General features: G+C 71.0%; 14 protein-coding genes and 3 tRNA genes. 9 read left to right on the forward strand and 8 right to left on the reverse strand.

The features are described 5' to 3' along the window. Positions 1-75: 75 nt before the first annotated feature. The 6 genes from ACY34K_RS08280 to ACY34K_RS08305 all read left to right on the forward strand — a co-directional run bounded on the left by ACY34K_RS08280 (position 76) and on the right by ACY34K_RS08305 (position 7,781). The gene (locus ACY34K_RS08280; RefSeq protein ID WP_462745369.1) at positions 76-762 is read left to right on the forward strand and encodes a hypothetical protein; all 687 of its coding nucleotides are present in this window, start codon (positions 76-78) and stop codon (positions 760-762) included. Positions 763-851: 89 nt separating this feature from the next. Next, positions 852-1,718, forward strand: coding sequence for a sirohydrochlorin chelatase (locus tag ACY34K_RS08285; protein ID WP_462745372.1), 867 nt, complete (start codon positions 852-854; stop codon positions 1,716-1,718). A 37-nt stretch (positions 1,719-1,755) separates the two neighbouring features. Beyond that, a complete protein-coding gene (locus tag ACY34K_RS08290) occupies positions 1,756-3,033 on the forward strand; it encodes a deoxyguanosinetriphosphate triphosphohydrolase (RefSeq protein WP_462745375.1) in 1,278 nt (425 codons plus the stop codon). Positions 3,034-3,131: 98 nt separating this feature from the next. Beyond that, positions 3,132-4,400 (forward strand): NAD(P)/FAD-dependent oxidoreductase, encoded by a 1,269-nt coding sequence (locus ACY34K_RS08295; RefSeq protein WP_462745377.1) that lies wholly within the window; start codon positions 3,132-3,134, stop codon positions 4,398-4,400. A 48-nt stretch (positions 4,401-4,448) separates the two neighbouring features. Beyond that, positions 4,449-6,347, forward strand: coding sequence for a DNA primase (gene dnaG, locus ACY34K_RS08300; protein ID WP_462745380.1), 1,899 nt, complete (start codon positions 4,449-4,451; stop codon positions 6,345-6,347). A 186-nt stretch (positions 6,348-6,533) separates the two neighbouring features. Continuing rightward, complete coding sequence (locus ACY34K_RS08305) at positions 6,534-7,781, forward strand: RNA polymerase sigma factor (protein WP_462745383.1); 1,248 nt, start codon at positions 6,534-6,536, stop codon at positions 7,779-7,781. Positions 7,782-7,785: 4 nt separating this feature from the next. Here ACY34K_RS08305 and ACY34K_RS08310 read toward each other — a convergent pair whose 3' ends face one another. Genes ACY34K_RS08310 through ACY34K_RS08330 form a run of 5 tightly spaced genes read right to left on the reverse strand, consistent with a single transcriptional unit; the run spans position 7,786 to position 13,519 of the window. Next, on the reverse strand, positions 7,786-7,989 hold the full coding sequence (locus ACY34K_RS08310) for a hypothetical protein (RefSeq protein WP_462745386.1): 204 nt from the start codon (positions 7,987-7,989) through the stop codon (positions 7,786-7,788). Positions 7,990-8,022: 33 nt separating this feature from the next. Then, positions 8,023-9,957: an ABC transporter ATP-binding protein gene (locus ACY34K_RS08315; RefSeq protein ID WP_462745390.1), complete on the reverse strand. Its 1,935-nt coding sequence runs from the start codon at positions 9,955-9,957 to the stop codon at positions 8,023-8,025. Then, positions 9,957-11,690, reverse strand: a complete 1,734-nt coding sequence (locus ACY34K_RS08320) for an ABC transporter ATP-binding protein (RefSeq protein ID WP_462745393.1) — start codon at positions 11,688-11,690, stop codon at positions 9,957-9,959. The genes ACY34K_RS08315 and ACY34K_RS08320 overlap by 1 nt, the downstream gene beginning before the upstream one ends. Before the next feature lie 57 nt (positions 11,691-11,747). Then, positions 11,748-13,187, reverse strand: a complete 1,440-nt coding sequence (locus tag ACY34K_RS08325) for an FGGY family carbohydrate kinase (protein ID WP_462745395.1) — start codon at positions 13,185-13,187, stop codon at positions 11,748-11,750. A 32-nt stretch (positions 13,188-13,219) separates the two neighbouring features. Continuing rightward, positions 13,220-13,519, reverse strand: coding sequence for a YtxH domain-containing protein (locus tag ACY34K_RS08330; protein WP_462745398.1), 300 nt, complete (start codon positions 13,517-13,519; stop codon positions 13,220-13,222). A 194-nt stretch (positions 13,520-13,713) separates the two neighbouring features. On the opposite strand from ACY34K_RS08330, the gene ACY34K_RS08335 reads away from it, so the two are divergent. The 3 genes from ACY34K_RS08335 (at position 13,714) to ACY34K_RS08345 (ending at position 14,113) form a co-directional block, all read left to right on the forward strand. Then, a tRNA-Asn gene (locus ACY34K_RS08335) sits at positions 13,714-13,786 on the forward strand. A 5-nt stretch (positions 13,787-13,791) separates the two neighbouring features. Further along, a tRNA-Asn gene (locus ACY34K_RS08340) sits at positions 13,792-13,864 on the forward strand. 175 nt (positions 13,865-14,039) lie between these two features. Further along, positions 14,040-14,113: transfer RNA gene (locus ACY34K_RS08345), tRNA-Ile, on the forward strand. Positions 14,114-14,202: 89 nt separating this feature from the next. Here ACY34K_RS08345 and ACY34K_RS08350 read toward each other — a convergent pair. The 3 genes from ACY34K_RS08350 to ACY34K_RS08360 are packed head-to-tail and all read right to left on the reverse strand — an operon-like array spanning position 14,203 to position 15,915. Then, positions 14,203-15,036: a class II glutamine amidotransferase gene (locus ACY34K_RS08350; RefSeq protein ID WP_462745401.1), complete on the reverse strand. Its 834-nt coding sequence runs from the start codon at positions 15,034-15,036 to the stop codon at positions 14,203-14,205. A 6-nt stretch (positions 15,037-15,042) separates the two neighbouring features. Further along, positions 15,043-15,462, reverse strand: a complete 420-nt coding sequence (locus tag ACY34K_RS08355) for a DUF7144 family membrane protein (RefSeq protein ID WP_462745404.1) — start codon at positions 15,460-15,462, stop codon at positions 15,043-15,045. Positions 15,463-15,498: 36 nt separating this feature from the next. Beyond that, positions 15,499-15,915, reverse strand: coding sequence for an SHOCT domain-containing protein (locus ACY34K_RS08360; RefSeq protein ID WP_462745407.1), 417 nt, complete (start codon positions 15,913-15,915; stop codon positions 15,499-15,501). Positions 15,916-16,011 lie beyond the last annotated feature (96 nt).

Raw genomic sequence — 16,011 nt, forward strand, 5'->3', positions numbered from 1 at the left:
TAGTGGAAATCTGATTCCGATGCGCGGAAATATTAAGGGGTCGCCGACAAGATCGGTTCTTGACAGGATGCGCGCATGACAGCCGCACGGGCCGCTGCCCGCAACAACGCCGAATGGTGCGACACGCTCTGCCGCGCACACGCCCTGGGCGGGACGTTCGGCGACCGGGCCTGGACGCATGCCCGCCGCACCCCGCCCTACTACCCGGACGCGGTCACCCTCGGCGAGGACGCCTCCGTACGGGACGTGCTCGACGGTGTCGACCTGGACACCCCCGGCTGCTCGGTCAAGGACAGCTTCGCCGCGCTCGACCTCACGGCCCACGGCTTCGACGTCCTGTTCGAGGCCCGGTGGATCCACCGCACCGCCGGCCTCCCCGTACCGGCGCACACCACCGACTGGCAGCACGTCACCACCCCCGACGGCCTCACCGCCTGGGAGTACGCCCAGAGCGACGGCGACCCCCTGGACCTGTTCCGCCCCGCCCTCCTGGCCGACCCCGCCACCGTCGTCCTCGCAGGGCACGACCCGGACGGCCGTGTCGTGGCAGGAGCCGTGGCGACCCACGGCGCCGGAGTCGTCGGCGTCTCCAACCTCTTCGGCCCGGACGACGAGGCCTGGCCCGGCTGCCTCGCCGCCGTCGCCGAGCGGTGGCCCGGCGTACCCGTCGTCGGATACGAACACGGCGACGACCTCGCCACCGCCCTCCACCACGGCTTCTCGGCCACCGGCCCCCTGCGCGTCTGGCTCGCCACCGGCTGACAGCGCCCGCCCCCAATCCGTGAGTGCGTGGAAAACACCCGTCACCGCCGTGCAACGACCCTGCAATGTGCGACCGCGACGATCGGTCCATGACGGAGCCGGCACACCTTCCCGACGGCACTTTCGACAGCACCGCCCAGCTGCTCACCCGCATCACCACGCAACTGGGAAGTCAGCTGACCCATCTCCACCACCACGGAACGCGCAGGCCCATGAGCACACCCACCCTCGTCGCCGTCGCCCACGGCAGCCGCGACCCCCAGGCGCTGCCCGCCGTGACCGCGCTGCTCGACCTCGTCCGCGAACTGCGGCCCGGACTGCCCGTCCGGCTCGCCCACATCGAGCTCAACGCGCCGCTGCTCGACGACACCCTCGCCGAGCTGGGCGACGGCGACGCCGTCCTCGTACCCCTGCTCCTCGGCCGCGGCTACCACGTCAAGCACGACATCCCCGGCAAGGCCGCGGCGGCCCCGCGGCTGCGCACCCGGGTCACCGCCCCCCTCGGTCCCCACCCCCTGCTCGTCGAGGCGCTCTGCGCCCGGCTCGCCGAGGCCGGCTGGAGCGCCGCCGACAACGGCAGCCGCGGCGCGGCCGTGGTGCTCGCCGCGGCCGGTTCCCGCGACCCCGAATCGGCCGAGGACACCCGCCGTACCGCCCGCATGCTCTCCGAGCGCCTCGGTGGCGTCCCCGTCGTCCCCGCCTACGCCTCCGCCGCGGCGCCCACCGTCACCGAAGCCGTCCGCTCCCTGGCCGCCCGGGGCCGCCACCGCATCGCCGTCGCGTCCTACTTCACGGCGCCCGGCCTCTTCGCCGCCCGCAGCGCCGCCGCCGCACCCTGGATCGCCGCCGACCCCCTCGGCCCCCACCCGGCCCTCGCCCGGCTCGTCCTGCGCCGCTACGACGAGGCCCTCGCCACCCGCCCCGCGACCCTCCCGCTGGATCTCGTCTCCGTGTGACCGGTTCGCTGTCAGCGCTTGGGGTTACCTTCAGGGCATGGAAGGTACGTACGACGCGTCCGCCACCGAGCGCTTCGCCCCCGAGCCGGACAAACGACCCGGCCGCACCGCGTTCCAGCGGGACCGCGCGCGCGTGCTGCACTCCGCCGCGCTGCGCCGGCTGGCCGGCAAGACCCAGGTCGTCACACCCGGCACCAGAGGACCCGCCTGGGACGCCAGCCCCCGCACCCGGCTCACCCACTCCCTGGAATGCGCCCAGGTAGGGCGTGAGCTCGGCGCCGCCCTCGGCTGCGACCCCGACCTCGTCGAGGCCGCCTGCCTCTCCCACGACATGGGCCACCCGCCTTTCGGCCACAACGGCGAACAGGCCCTCAACGACTTCGCCAAGGACTGCGGCGGCTTCGAGGGCAACGCCCAGTCACTGCGCCTGCTGACCCGGATCGAGCCCAAGCGTTTCGTCCGTGACGAGCACGGCGAGCCCGTCAGCGTCGGCCTCAACCTCACCCGCGCCGCGCTCGACGCCGCCACGAAGTACCCCTGGGCCCGCGGCGACCACCCCGGCGATCCCGACTCGCCGAAGTTCGGGGTGTACGAGGACGACCTGCCCGTCTTCGCCTGGGTCCGGCAGGGCGCCCCCGAGCTGCGCAAGTGCTTCGAGGCGCAGGTCATGGACTGGGCCGACGACGTGGCGTACTCGGTGCACGACTTCGAGGACGGCCTCCACGCCGGGCACATCGACCCCAACCTGCTCCTCGCCGAGCCCGAGCGCGCCGACATCTGGCGCGTCGCCATCGGTCGGTACGTGCCCCACGACACCGACCCCCAGGAGCTCGCCGACGCCCTCGACCGGCTCATCGAGCAGGACTGGTGGCCACACGGGTACGACGGCACCGCCGTGGCCCAGGCCCGCCTCAAGGACGCCACCAGCCAGCTCATCGGCCGGTTCTGTCTGGCCGCCGAAGGCGCCACCCGGGCCGCGTACGGCGGCGGACGCCTCACCCGGTACGCCGCCGAACTCGCCGTCCCGCGCGAGGCCCGCAACGAGTGCGCGGTCCTCAAGGCCGTCGCCGACCGGTACGTGATGCAGCGCGCCGAGCAGGAAGCCCTCCGGGCCGACCAGCGCATCGTCCTCGCCGAACTCGCCGAGGCACTCACCGCCCGGGCACCCGAGGGACTCGACCCGCAGTTCCGCGCCCTGTTCGACACCGCCACCGACGACCGTGCCCGCAAACGGGTGATCGTCGACCACATCGCGTCCCTCACCGACGCGTCCGCGAGAACGCTGCACGCCCGCCTGACGCGCCGCACCCGCTGACACGTCCCCTTTCGCCATCACGCTCCGTGCGGCACGCTGCCACCGGACTGGACGTAGCGTGGACAGTCAGGTGCCGGCAGGGAAAGAGGAGGCAACAAGTGGTCGACGCAGATCAGACCTTCGTCATCGTCGGCGGAGGACTGGCCGGGGCCAAGGCGGCGGAAACCCTCCGCTCCGAAGGATTCAACGGCCGCGTCATCCTCATCGGCGACGAACGCGACCACCCCTATGAACGGCCACCCCTCTCCAAGGGCTATCTGTCCGGCAAGGAGGAGCGCGACAGCGTGTTCGTCCACGAACCCGCCTGGTACGCGCAGGCCGACATCGAGCTGCACCTCGGGCAGCCCGTCACCGCCATCGACCGCGAGCACCGGACGGTACGCCTCGGCGACGGCACCACCATCCACTACGACAAGCTGCTGCTGGCCACCGGCGCCGAGCCGCGCCGCCTCGACATCCCCGGCACCGACCTCGCCGGCGTCCACCACCTGCGCCGCCTCGCCCACGCCGACCGGCTCCAGGGCGTGCTCAGCGCACTCGGCCGCGACAACGGCCACCTCGTCATCGCCGGCGCCGGCTGGATCGGCCTGGAGGTCGCCGCCGCCGCACGCGGATACGGCGCCGAGGTCACCGTCGTCGAACCGGAGCCCACCCCGCTGCACCAGGTCATCGGCCCCGAGCTCGGGCAGCTCTTCACCGACCTGCACGCCGGGCACGGCGTCCGGTTCCACTTCGGCGTCCGCCTCACCGAGATCACCGGACAGGACGGCATGGTCCTCGCCGCCCGCACCGACGACGGCGAGGAGCACCCCGCCCACGCCGTCCTCGCCGCGATCGGCGCCGCCCCCCGCACCGCGCTCGCCGAGAGCGCCGGTCTCGCCCTCGTCGACCGCGCCCACGGCGGCGGCGTCGCCGTCGACGCCTCGCTGCGCACCTCCGACCCCGACATCTTCGCCGCCGGAGACGTCGCGGCCGCCCTCCACCCGCTCCTCCACACCCGGCTGCGCGTCGAGCACTGGGCCAACGCCCTCAACGGCGGCCCCGCCGCCGCCCGCGCCATGCTCGGCCGGCAGGTCTCCTACGACCGCGTCCCGTACTTCTTCTCCGACCAGTACGACCTCGGCCTCGAGTACTCCGGCTGGGCACCGCCCGGCACGTACGACCAGGTCGTGCTGCGCGGCGACGTCGGGAAGCGGGAGTTCATCGCCTTCTGGCTGAAGGACCGCAAGGTCCTCGCCGGGATGAACGTGAATGTGTGGGACGTCACAGACGACATCCAGAACCTCGTCCGAGCCGGTGCGCCCGTGGACCCCGAGGCCCTCGGCGACCCCGCGACCCCGCTCACGGCGCTCCTTCCCCACCCGTAGGCCCCGTCTCCCGGGGAACGGACGCCACAGCCCCCGTAGAATTCCTCCGTGGCAGGCAGGATCAACGACGACGACGTGAAGGCGGTACGGGACGCGGTCCCGATCGACGCCGTCGTGTCCGAATACCTCCAGCTGCGTAACGCCGGCGGCGGCAACCTCAAGGGGCTGTGCCCGTTCCACGACGAGAAGTCCCCCTCCTTCCAGGTCAGCCCCAGCAAGGGCCTCTTCCACTGCTTCGGCTGCCAGGAGGGCGGGGACACCATCGCCTTCGTGATGAAGATCGACCACCTCTCCTTCTCCGAGACGGTCGAGCGCCTCGCCGCCAAGGCGGGTATCACGCTGCGGTACGAGGAGGGCGGCTACAACCCCGGCCACCAGCGCGGCGAGCGGATCCGCCTCATCGAGGCCCACCGGGCCGCCGCCCAGTTCTACATCGACCAACTCGACAGCCCCGAGGCCGAGATCGGCCGCAAGTTCCTCGCGGAGCGCGGCTTCGACCAGGCCGCCGCCCAGCACTTCGACGTCGGCTACAGCCCCGCCGGCTGGGACCACCTCACCCGCTACCTGCGCGGCAAGGGCTTCTCCGACAAGGAACTGATCCTCTCCGGCCTCTCCCAGGACGGCCGCCGCGGCCCCATCGACCGCTTCCGCGGCCGGCTCATGTGGCCCATCCGGGACGTGGGCGGCGAGGTCGTCGGCTTCGGCGCGCGCAAGCTCCGCGACGACGACAACGGCCCCAAGTACCTCAACACGCCCGAAACCCCCATCTACAAGAAGTCCCAGGTGCTGTACGGCATCGACCTGGCCAAGAAGGACATCGCCAAGTCCAGCCGGGCCGTCGTCGTCGAGGGCTACACCGACGTGATGGCCTGCCACCTCGCCGGCGTCACCACCGCCATCGCCACCTGCGGCACCGCCTTCGGCGGCGACCACATCAAGATCCTCCGCCGGCTGCTGATGGACAACGGCTCGGCCCGCGTCATCTTCACCTTCGACGGCGACGCGGCCGGACAGAAGGCCGCCCTGCGCGCCTTCGAGGACGACCAGAAGTTCGCCGCCGAGACGTACATCGCCATCGCCCCCGAGGGCATGGATCCCTGCGAGCTGCGCCTCGCCAAGGGCGACGAGGCGGTCGCCGACCTCGTCGAACCCCGCACACCGCTCTTCGAGTTCGCGCTGCGCCAGATCGTCGGCCGGTACGACCTGGAGACCCCCGCCGGACGCGCCGCCGCGCTCGACGAGGCCGCGCCGATCGTCGCCCGCATCAAGAACGTCGCCTCCCAGCACGAGGTCGCCGTCCAGCTCGCCGGCATGGTCGGCATCCTCGACACCCAGTTCGTCGTCAAGCGCGTCGCCCAGCTGGCCCGCTGGGCCCGCGACCGCGGCGGGCGGGGCCCGGCGCCCACGCCCCAGCGACCGGCACCCGCACCGATCCAGGCGCCCGTCGCCCCCACCGGCGCCGCGCTCAACCTGCGCAACCCCGTCCACCAGACCGAGCGCGAGCTGCTGAAGCTCGCCCTCCAGCACCCGGCCCTGGTCTCCCCGGCCTTCGACGCGTACGGCGTCGACGAGTTCACCGCCCCGCCGTACGCCGCCGTGCGCCAGACGATCGCGGACGCCGGTGGCGCCGAGCAGGGCATCGACGCGGCCGCCGACTATCTGGCCCGGGTCAGGGACGCCGCACCCGACGACCGGGTCCGCTCCCTGGTCACCGAGCTGGCCGTGGAACCCCTCCACGGGCGCACCGTGGACGAGGCGTACGCGGGCAACCACCTCGTCGCGGTCCGCCTGCGCGCGGTCGACCGCCGTATCCGCGACGTCCAGGGCTCCCTCACCCGCCTCGGCGGCCACGGCGATCCGGAACACCTCGCCGCGGTCCAGAACGAACTGTGGGTGCTCCAGCAGTACGGCCAGTCGCTCCGCAACAACGGCGCGGCAGCGCTCTGACCGTGGCGGGGCGGGTCCGGGCGGCCCCCGGACCCCGGCGGTGCGTCGGGGGGCGACCGCCGAATCCCGGCGGGGGCGCGTCGCCGGCGCTCGTGCGGTGCCGTAACCGCCCGGTCACGCACCGGTCTCAAAAAGTGGTCGCACGCCCCTCGTGGCGGTGATGTGTCGTACCCCACACTGGGGGCGGTGCCTGAGTCCTCGGAGCGCGGCCGGTCCATGTGGAATGGGCCGCTCACCCGCGTGGATCCACTCATCGTGTACGGGACGGAAACCGGCGGCACGGCCGCAGCCGTCCCGCTGCCGCACGTCCCCGATCCGGCAGCGATCACCCTGGAGGTCGCCCCCGTGCAGACCCTGACCGACATCGACCCGGCCGCTGTCGTACCCGTACAGGGCCTCCCACCGCACCACCCGGAATCCGTCCCGGACGCCGGGCCGGAGCCGGTCGAGGCGGAGCCGGAAACGGCCGGGCCCGAGCAGGCGCTGACCCGCCGCAGCAAGGCCGCAGAGGCCGCCGGGAGCGGGCCCTCCTCCGATCTCTTCCGGCAGTACCTGCGCGAGATCGGCCGCATTCCCCTCCTCACCGCCGAGGAGGAGGTCGAACTGGCCCGCCGCGTGGAAGCCGGCCTCTTCGCCGAGGAGAAACTCGCCAGCACCCCCGACCTGGACTCCCAGCTCGCCCTCGACCTGGACCGGCTCGTGGTCATGGGCCGGATGGCCAAGCGCCGGCTCATCGAGGCCAACCTGCGCCTCGTGGTCTCCGTCGCCAAGCGGTACGTGGGCCGCGGCCTGACCATGCTCGACCTGGTGCAGGAGGGCAACCTCGGCCTGATCAGGGCGGTCGAGAAGTTCGACTACGCGCGCGGCTACAAGTTCTCGACCTACGCGACCTGGTGGATCAGGCAGGCCATGTCCCGCGCCCTCGCCGACCAGGCGCGGACCATCCGCGTCCCCGTCCATGTCGTCGAACTGATCAACCGGGTCGTCCGCGTGCAGCGCCGGATGCTCCAGGAACGCGGCTACGAACCCACGCACGACGAGGTCGCCGTCCACCTCGACCTGCCGCCCGAGAGGGTCGGCGAAGTACTGCGCCTCGCCCAGGAACCGGTCTCGCTGCACGCCCCGGTGGGGGAGGAGGACGATGTCGCGCTCGGCGACCTGATAGAGGACGGCGACGCCGCCTCACCCGTCGAGTCCGCCGCCTTCCTGCTGCTGCGCGAGCACCTGGAGGCGGTCCTCTCCACCCTCGGTGAACGCGAGCGCAAGGTCGTCCAGCTCCGCTACGGCCTGGCCGACGGCCGGCCCCGCACCCTGGAGGAGATAGGGCGGATCTTCGGCGTCACGCGCGAACGCATCCGCCAGATCGAGTCCAAGACCCTCAACAAGCTGCGGGACCACGCCTTCGCCGACCAGCTGCGCGGCTATCTGGACTGAACCCTCAGGAACTCTCGCCCTTCCTGCGCTTCGACACGTCGATGCCGAGGCCCATCGCCGCGCCGATGCCCATGCCGAGCGCAATGCCCAGGCCCATGTTGTCCGTGAGCTGGCCCAGGCTGATGCCGACGGCCAGGCCGATCGGCATCCACAGGGCGGTGGCCGACCCCACCGGGCCCGCGGTCTTCTTCTCGTTGTCGTCCGTCATGGATCGTCCTCCCCGAAGTCCCCGTTTCGCGGTCTAGTCGACCTCGGCCACCGCCTGGGCGAACTGGGCCGCGTACAGACGCGCGTACGCGCCGTCCGCCGCCAGCAGCCGGGCGTGCGTGCCTTGTTCGACGATCGAGCCATTCTCCATCACCAGGATCACATCCGCGTCCCGGATCGTGGAGAGCCGGTGCGCGATGACGAACGACGTACGCCCGTGGGCGAGCCGGGCCATCGCCTTCTGGATGAGCACCTCGGTACGGGTGTCCACGGAGCTGGTGGCCTCGTCCAGGATGAGGATCACCGGGTCCGAGAGGAACGCCCGGGCGATCGTGATCAGCTGCTTCTCGCCCGCGCTGACGCCCGCGCCCTCGTCGTCGATGACCGTGTCGTAGCCGTCGGGGAGGGTGCGGATGAACCGGTCGGCGTGCGCGGCCCGCGCCGCCTCCTCGATCTCCGCCCGGGTCACCTCGCGCGACGCGCCGTAGGCGATGTTGTCGGCGATGGTGCCGCCGAAGAGCCAGGTGTCCTGCAGGACCATGCCGATACCGGACCGCAGCTCCTCGCGGGACATCGTGGCGACGTCGACGCCGTCGAGGGTGATCCGGCCGCCGCTCACCTCGTAGAACCGCATCAGCAGGTTCACCAGCGTCGTCTTGCCCGCGCCGGTCGGGCCCACGATCGCGACCGTCTGGCCCGGCTCCACCGTGAGCGACAGATCCTCGATGAGAGGCTTCTCCGGCTCGTAGCGGAAGGCGACCTTCTCCAGCGAGACCCGGCCCGCCGGCTCCCCGGCCCGCGGGCGCTCGGCGCCCACCGCGTCGGGCTCCTGCTCGTCCGCGTCCAGCAGGTCGAAGATCCGCTCGGCGGACGCCACTCCGGACTGCACCAGGTTCGCCATCGACGCCACCTGCGTCAGGGGCATCGAGAACTGCCGCGAGTACTGGATGAACGCCTGGACGTCACCGATGGACAGGGTGCCGGACGCGACCCGCAGTCCGCCCACCACGGCCACCAGCACATAGTTGATGTTCGAGATGAACAGCATCAGCGGCTGCATCACCCCGCTGTTGAACTGCGCCCGGAAACCGGCCTCGTACAGCGCCTCGTTCTGCTCCCGGAAGTCGGCCGCCGACTCGTCCTGCCGCCCGAAGACCTTCACCAGCGTGTGCCCGCTGTACATCTCCTCGACGTGGGCGTTCAGCCTGCCCGTCGACTTCCACTGCTGCACGAAGTGCGGCTGCGACCGCTTGCCGACCCTCGTCGCCACGACCACCGACAGCGGCACCGTCACCAGCGCGACGAGAGCCAGCAGCGGCGAGATCCAGAACATCATCACCAGCACACCGACGATGGTGAGCACCGAGTTGATCAGCTGACCCATGGTCTGCTGCATGGTCTGCGAGATGTTGTCGATGTCGTTCGTCGCCCGGCTCAGCACCTCACCGCGCTTGGCCCGGTCGAAGTACGACAGCGGCAGCCGCGACAGCTTCGCCTGCACGTCCTCACGCATCCGGTACACGGTGCGGTTGATCACCGTGATCGACAACCGGGTCGACACCAGCATCAGCAGCCCGGCCACCACGTACACCGCGAGCACGAGCAGCAGGACATCACCGACGGCACCGAAGTCGATGCCCTGCCCGGGAATGAAGTCCACCCCGGACAGCATGTCCGCGAGACCGTTGTCGCCCTTGGCCCGCAGCCCTTCGACGGCCTGCTCCTTGGAGGTCCCGTCCGGCATGCCACGCCCGACGACCCCCGCGAACACCAGGTCGGTCGCCCGGCCCAGGATCATCGGACCCACGACCGACAGCGCCACGCTCGCCACACAGGCCACCAGCATCCAGAGCAGAGTCGTCCGCTCCGGCGCGAACCGGCGCAGCAGCCGCTTGCCGGACCCCTTGAAGTCCATGGACCGCTGGTCGGGCCCGCCCCCGGCCATCATCCGTCCCGCCGGCCCCGCCATCAGGCAGCCTCCGCTTCCGTGAGCTGGGAGAGCACGATCTCCCGGTACGTCTCATTGCCGTCCATCAACTCGGCGTGCCGGCCCGTCCCCACGACCCGGCCCTCGTCGAGCACGACGATCCGGTCGGCGTCGCGGATCGTCGACACCCGCTGGGCGACGATGACCACGGTCGCCTCGGCGGTCTCCTCGGAGAGCGCCGCACGCAGCGCCGCGTCCGTGGCGTAGTCCAGCGCCGAGAACGAGTCGTCGAAGAGATAGATCTCCGGCCGCTGCACCAGCGTCCGCGCGATCGCGAGCCGCTGCCGCTGCCCGCCGGAGACGTTCGTGCCGCCCTGCGCGATCGGCGCGTTCAGCCCGTGCTCCAGCCCCCGTACGAAGTCCGCCGCCTGCGCCACTTCCAGCGCGTGCCACAGCTCCTCGTCGGTCGCGTCCGGCTTTCCGTACCGCAGGTTCGTCGCGACCGTGCCGGAGAACAGATACGGCTTCTGCGGCACCAGGCCGACCGTCCGGGCCATCACCACCGGGTCGAGCTCCCGCACGTCCACCCCGTCGACCAGCACCTGACCGCCCGTGACGTCGAACAGTCGCGGAACCAGACCGAGCAGCGTCGACTTGCCACTGCCCGTCGATCCGATGACGGCCGTCGTCTCACCGGGCCTGGCCACCAGATCGACCCCGCGCAGCACCGGCTCCTCGGCTCCCGGGTAGCGGAAGTCGGCACCCCGCACCTCCAGGTGCCCGCGCAGCACCGGCTCCCGCACCGGCGCGACCGGCGGCACCACGCTGCTCTCCGTACGCAGCACGTCCTCGATCCGCTCCGCACAGACCTCGGCCCGCGGCACCATCATGAACATGAAGGTGGCCATCATGACCGCCATCACGATCTGCATCAGATACGCCAGGAACGCGGTCAGCGCGCCGATCTCCATGCCGCCGCCGTCGATCCGGTGCGCACCGAACCACACCACCGCCACGCTCGACACGTTCACGACCGTCATCACGGTCGGGAACATCAGCGCCATCAGCCGGCCCGTGGACATCGACACGTCCGTCAGCTCCGTATTAGCCCCACGGAACCGTTCCTGCTCGTAGGTGTCCCGCACGAACGCCCGGATCACCCGGTTGCCGGTGATCTGCTCACGCAGCACCCGGTTCACCATGTCCAGCCGCTCCTGCATCGTCCGGAACAGCGGCCGCATCCGCTTCACGATCAGACCGACCGACACACCCAGCACCGGGACCACGGCCAGGAGGACCGCCGACAGCGGCACGTCCTGCCCCAGCGCCATCACGATGCCGCCGACGCACATGATCGGCGCCGACACCATCAGCGTGAACGCCATCAGCACCAGCATCTGGACCTGCTGGACGTCATTGGTCGTACGGGTGATCAGCGAGGGAGCCCCGAAGTGGCCGACCTCGCGTGCCGAGAACGACTGGACCCGCTCGAACACCGCCGCCCGGACGTCCCGTCCCAGCGCCGCCGCCGTCCGCGCGCCGTAGTACACGGCGCCGATGTTGCAGACGACCTGCACCACGGAGACCGCGATCATCAGCGCCCCGAACCGCAGGATGTAGCCGGTGTCACCGGTGACGACACCGTTGTCGATGATGTCCGCGTTCAGGGTGGGCAAATAGAGGGTGGCGCACGTCTGCAGGAACTGGAGCGCCACCAGCAGGGCTATGGGCCGCTTGTACGGCCCCAGGTGGTTGCGGAGTAGTTGTCTGAGCACACCATCAACTATCGCCCGCGCCCCGGGGCTGTTACGACTCGTTTTCGACGGCGCGCCTCAGACGCCGAACGCCCCCGGGTGCAGCTGGTCGCGCGTCGCGCCGTACTGCTGGCGCACGGCCTGCCCGACGGGAAGATCCTCACCCGGCTCGAAGACCTGGGCGGCCGCGCCCTGCCAGGCCGGCGGCGCCTGCGGCGACAGGGCTCCGTGCGAGACACCCAGCGCCCACGCCGCCTGCCTGGCCGCGCCCAGCGCCGCGTAGTCCGCCGGCTGCGGCACGACCACCTGAGCACCGAAGATCGCCGGTGCCGAGGCCTGCACCGCGGGCAGCTCGGCGGCCGCCCCCAGCAGGAACACGCGCCGCACCTCCACGCCCCGCCCGCGCAGCACGTCCATCGCGTCGGCGAGCGAGCACAGCATGCCCTCGAACGCGGCCCGCGCCAGATGCTCCGGCTTCATCGACTCGCGCCGCAGCCCGCTCAGCGTCCCCGCGGTGTGCGGCAGCTGCGGCGTCCGCTCGCCCTCCAGATACGGCAGCAGGACCAGCCCGGACGCTCCCGGCGTCGACTTCAGCGCCAGCGCCGACAGCTCCTCCAGGCTCCCCACCCCCAGCATCTCGGCCGCACCCCGCAGGACCCGCACGGCGTTGGAGGTGTGGACGACCGGCAGGTGCATCCCGGTGGCGTCCGCGAACGCGGTGATCATCCCGCGGGCGTCGGCCAGGGCCTCGTGGTGTACGCACATCACGGAGCCCGACGCCCCGAGCGACACCACGGCGTCCCCGCTCCCGAGCCCCAGCCCGAGCGCGGCGGCCATCGTCTCGCCGGTCCCGGCCGAGATCAGCAGCCCCTCGGGCGTCATCCCGGCCGCCTCGGCCGGGCCGAGCACCTCGGGGAGCGCGGCCTGGTGGCCCAGCGCCAGTTCGACGAGGTCCGGGCGGTACGACCCGCTGGCGGCCGACCAGTAACCGGTCGCCGACGCGGCACCCCGGTCCGTCGTCCGTCTGACGGGGCGTCCCAGCAGCTGCCAGACCAGCCAGTCGTGCGGCTGCATGATCATGGCGACCCGGGCGGCGGCCTCCGGCTCCGTCCGGGCGAGCCAGCGGAGCTTCGACACCGGCTGCGCCGCCTGCGGAACGACGCCGACGGCCTCGGTCCAGGCCTGCCGGCCTCCGAACGCCTCGACCAGATCCGCGGCGGCGACCTGCGCCCGCTTGTCATTGCCCACCAGCGCCGCCCGCACCAGACCACCCTGCCGGTCCAGCGGCACCAGCCCGTGCTGCTGCGCGGAGACGCCGATGGCCTGCACACCTTCCAGCAGCCCGCCGGACGCGGCCTCACCCAGTGAGAGCAGCCACGCCTGCGGGTCGACCTCGGTGGCCTTGGGGTCGACGGGATGCGCGGCATAGCCCTGACGCAGTACGGCACCCGTGTCCGTGTCACAGACGACGATGCGCGTGAAACCCGACGAACTGTCCAACCCGGCGACTATCCCCATGAGGATAGATTCTGCCGCACTCCGCCCCGTGCCTAGGTGTTACTGGTGCCCCAATCGTCCTCCGTGCCCTGGCTGCGTTCCCGCAGCGACCGCACCCGCTCCGCGACCGACTCGGGCACCCGGTCGCCGACCTTGTCGCTCACCGCGTGGAACGCCTTGCCGGCCACCTGGCGACTCGTCTGCGCGGCCGACTCGGCGGCATTGCGCACGGCCGGGTTCTGCGAGATCTGGCGCGCGGACTTCCGCAACTGCTCGTACCGCTCGCGCCCGGCACGTGTGCCGATGACGTATCCGAGGGCCAGTCCTACGACGAACGTGAGCTTGTACCGCATGGCTGCCACCCTTCCGTAGGCGTCGGTGCTGGCCGCCTACCCGTGATGGCCGGAGATCACCCGGGAAGGACCTGCCGGTCGCCCCGGGGATACCGATTGGCGGAGCACCCCCCTGCTTGCGCTAATGTATGTGTCGCAGCGAGCGAGCGCCGCCCGGGAAGCCCCCGGTAGGTACGTTCGGTGCAACGCAGCAATCCCCTGTAGCTCAATTGGCAGAGCAGCCGGCTGTTAACCGGCAGGTTACTGGTTCGAGTCCAGTCGGGGGAGCGCGATCCCCTGTAGCTCAATTGGCAGAGCATTCGGCTGTTAACCGGAGGGTTGCTGGTTCGAGTCCAGCCGGGGGAGCGGACGAGAGAGGACCCTACGGGGTCCTTTTTCTTGTTCTTCGTCCCGTCAGGGAACCGCGCGGGCCTCAGCGCGGTCCTCAAGGTCGTGCGATGCCGACCATCCGGAGCAGGAGATCGTATGAGCGGCTATGCTGCGGCAGACGGCGCGCACAAATGTGCGCGACGCGCCGTAAGGGGCGGTAGCTCAGCCGGTTAGAGCAGCGGACTCATAATCCGTCGGCCGTGGGTTCGAGTCCCACCCGCCCCACTCGGCACCGCCTGCGCAGAATCCTTTCTTCTGCGGTGAGGGCGACAGCGGCCGCCATCCGCGAGGACGGCGGCCGCGCCCGTGTCCGGCTACGCCGGGGCGAAGTCGTGCAGCTCGTCCCCACCCGGCCCCACCACTCCGTAGCTGTGGTCCGGCACCTCGTTCCACGCTCCCGGCAGATCGCCCAGCGGCTCCGACACGACCAGACGGGTCTCGTCGGAGACCTCCCGCAGGAACGCCACGTCGGGGTGGAGCGCCCGCAGGGACTGCACGCGCGTGCTGTAGAAGAGCGAGCGCGACACCCCCGCGCTGGAGTGGCGGAACGCCCACACACTCTCGCCGTCGGTGGTCGCGACCGTCATCTGCAGCGGGTCCTTCACCCCGTGCGCCTCCGCGGTGCGCTCCACCAGGCCCGCCATACGGGCCACGGCGCCGGGCGGATCCTCGTCAAGCCCCAGGGTGAGCGCCAGGTAGAACATCACCTCCGAGTCGGTGGAGCCCTCGATGTCCGCGAACAGGCCCGGCTCGACCGCCATGCAGAGTTCTCTGCGGAGGGTGTGGAAGCCGGCGATCGCGCCGTTGTGCATCCACAACCACCGGCCGTGCCGGAAGGGATGGCAGTTCGTCTGCTGCACCGCCGTGCCCGTCGACGCCCGGATGTGGGCGAAGAACAGCGGGGACCTCACGGTCCTGGCGATCTCCCGCAGGTTGCGGTTGTTCCAGGCCGGCCCGACGTCACGGATCACCGCCGGTGCGGCGAGGTCGGTGTCCGCCGCGTACCAGCCGGCCCCGAACCCGTCGCCGTTCGTCGTCTCCACACCCATCCGGGCGTGCAGGCTCTGATCGATCAGCGAGTGGGCCGGCCGGTACAGGATGGTTTCGAGCAGGACGGGCGTCCCGGAGTAGGCGAGCCACCTGCACATGGGACGTCACATTCCCTGGCGCCCTGTATCAGGCTTGACCACGCACAGCGCCCAGATGATGAAGCCGTACATCGCGATGGCCACGATCGACCACAGCGGGTAGTACGGGATCGAGAGGAAGTTGGCGACGAGCAGCAGGGCCGCCATGCCCACCCCGATGACCCGCGCCCACATGGTGGGGCGGAAGAGCGCCACGCCCACGAGGATCGCCAGCGCGCCGAAGATCATGTGGATCCAGCCCCAGCTCGTCAGGTCGAACTTGAAGATGTAGTTCGGGGTGGTGACGAAGACATCGTCCTCGGCGACGCCCATGATGCCCCGGAAGAGGTCGAGGAACCCGGCCACCACCATCATCACGGCGGCGAAGACCACCAGTCCGGAAGCGAGCTGTGCGTGCTTGTGCTCGTGCTGTACGTGCGTCGACATGTTTCGTCTCGTTTCACTCGGTCGGTGGATACGGCGTCAGTGCAGGATCTTTTCCTTGGCCCGCTGGAACTCCGCGTCGGAGATGTCACCCCTGGCCCTGATCTCGGAGAGCTTCGCGAGCTGCTCGGCCTCGCTCGGGCGGCCGGCCGTGCCCGCGGTTTCCCGGATGTAGGCGTCCATGGCCTCCTGGCGCGCCAGCACGGCCTGCGACTCGCGCCGGCCCATGGCCTTGCCGCGGACGAAGACGTACACGAGGACGCCGAGGAAGGGCAGGACGATCACGAAAACGATCCAGCCGGCCCTGGCCCAGCCGCTGAGGGACTCGTCGCGGAAGACGTCCCCGATGATGCGGAAGAGCAGGAAGAACCACAGGACCCAGAGGAAGATCCACATGGTCGTCCAGAACGCCCCGAGCAGCGGATAGTCGTAGGCCAGCGACACGTAACCGTCCATCGCTCACTCCTCGTGTTGTCTTTCCCGGCTATCTCCGACTGTCGCTGTCGGCCGTTTTCCCGGCATCACCCCCGGCGGGTGACCCGGGTGCTCCGA

The sequence above is a fragment of the Streptomyces sp. STAM6 genome, assembly GCF_054963715.1.

What these genes read in the sequence shown, in the direction of transcription:
- ACY34K_RS08280 (WP_462745369.1), top strand. Translation starts at nt 76, where the DNA reads ATGACAGCCGCACGGGCCGCTGCCCGCAACAACGCCGAATGGTGCGAC.
- ACY34K_RS08285 (WP_462745372.1), top strand. Translation starts at nt 852, where the DNA reads ATGACGGAGCCGGCACACCTTCCCGACGGCACTTTCGACAGCACCGCC.
- ACY34K_RS08290 (WP_462745375.1), top strand. Translation starts at nt 1,756, where the DNA reads ATGGAAGGTACGTACGACGCGTCCGCCACCGAGCGCTTCGCCCCCGAG.
- ACY34K_RS08310 (WP_462745386.1), bottom strand. Translation starts at nt 7,989, where the DNA reads ATGACGGACGACAACGAGAAGAAGACCGCGGGCCCGGTGGGGTCGGCC.
- ACY34K_RS08315 (WP_462745390.1), bottom strand. Translation starts at nt 9,957, where the DNA reads ATGGCGGGGCCGGCGGGACGGATGATGGCCGGGGGCGGGCCCGACCAG.
- ACY34K_RS08325 (WP_462745395.1), bottom strand. Translation starts at nt 13,187, where the DNA reads ATGGGGATAGTCGCCGGGTTGGACAGTTCGTCGGGTTTCACGCGCATC.
- ACY34K_RS08330 (WP_462745398.1), bottom strand. Translation starts at nt 13,519, where the DNA reads ATGCGGTACAAGCTCACGTTCGTCGTAGGACTGGCCCTCGGATACGTC.
- ACY34K_RS08350 (WP_462745401.1), bottom strand. Translation starts at nt 15,036, where the DNA reads ATGTGCAGGTGGCTCGCCTACTCCGGGACGCCCGTCCTGCTCGAAACC.
- ACY34K_RS08355 (WP_462745404.1), bottom strand. Translation starts at nt 15,462, where the DNA reads ATGTCGACGCACGTACAGCACGAGCACAAGCACGCACAGCTCGCTTCC.
- ACY34K_RS08360 (WP_462745407.1), bottom strand. Translation starts at nt 15,915, where the DNA reads ATGGACGGTTACGTGTCGCTGGCCTACGACTATCCGCTGCTCGGGGCG.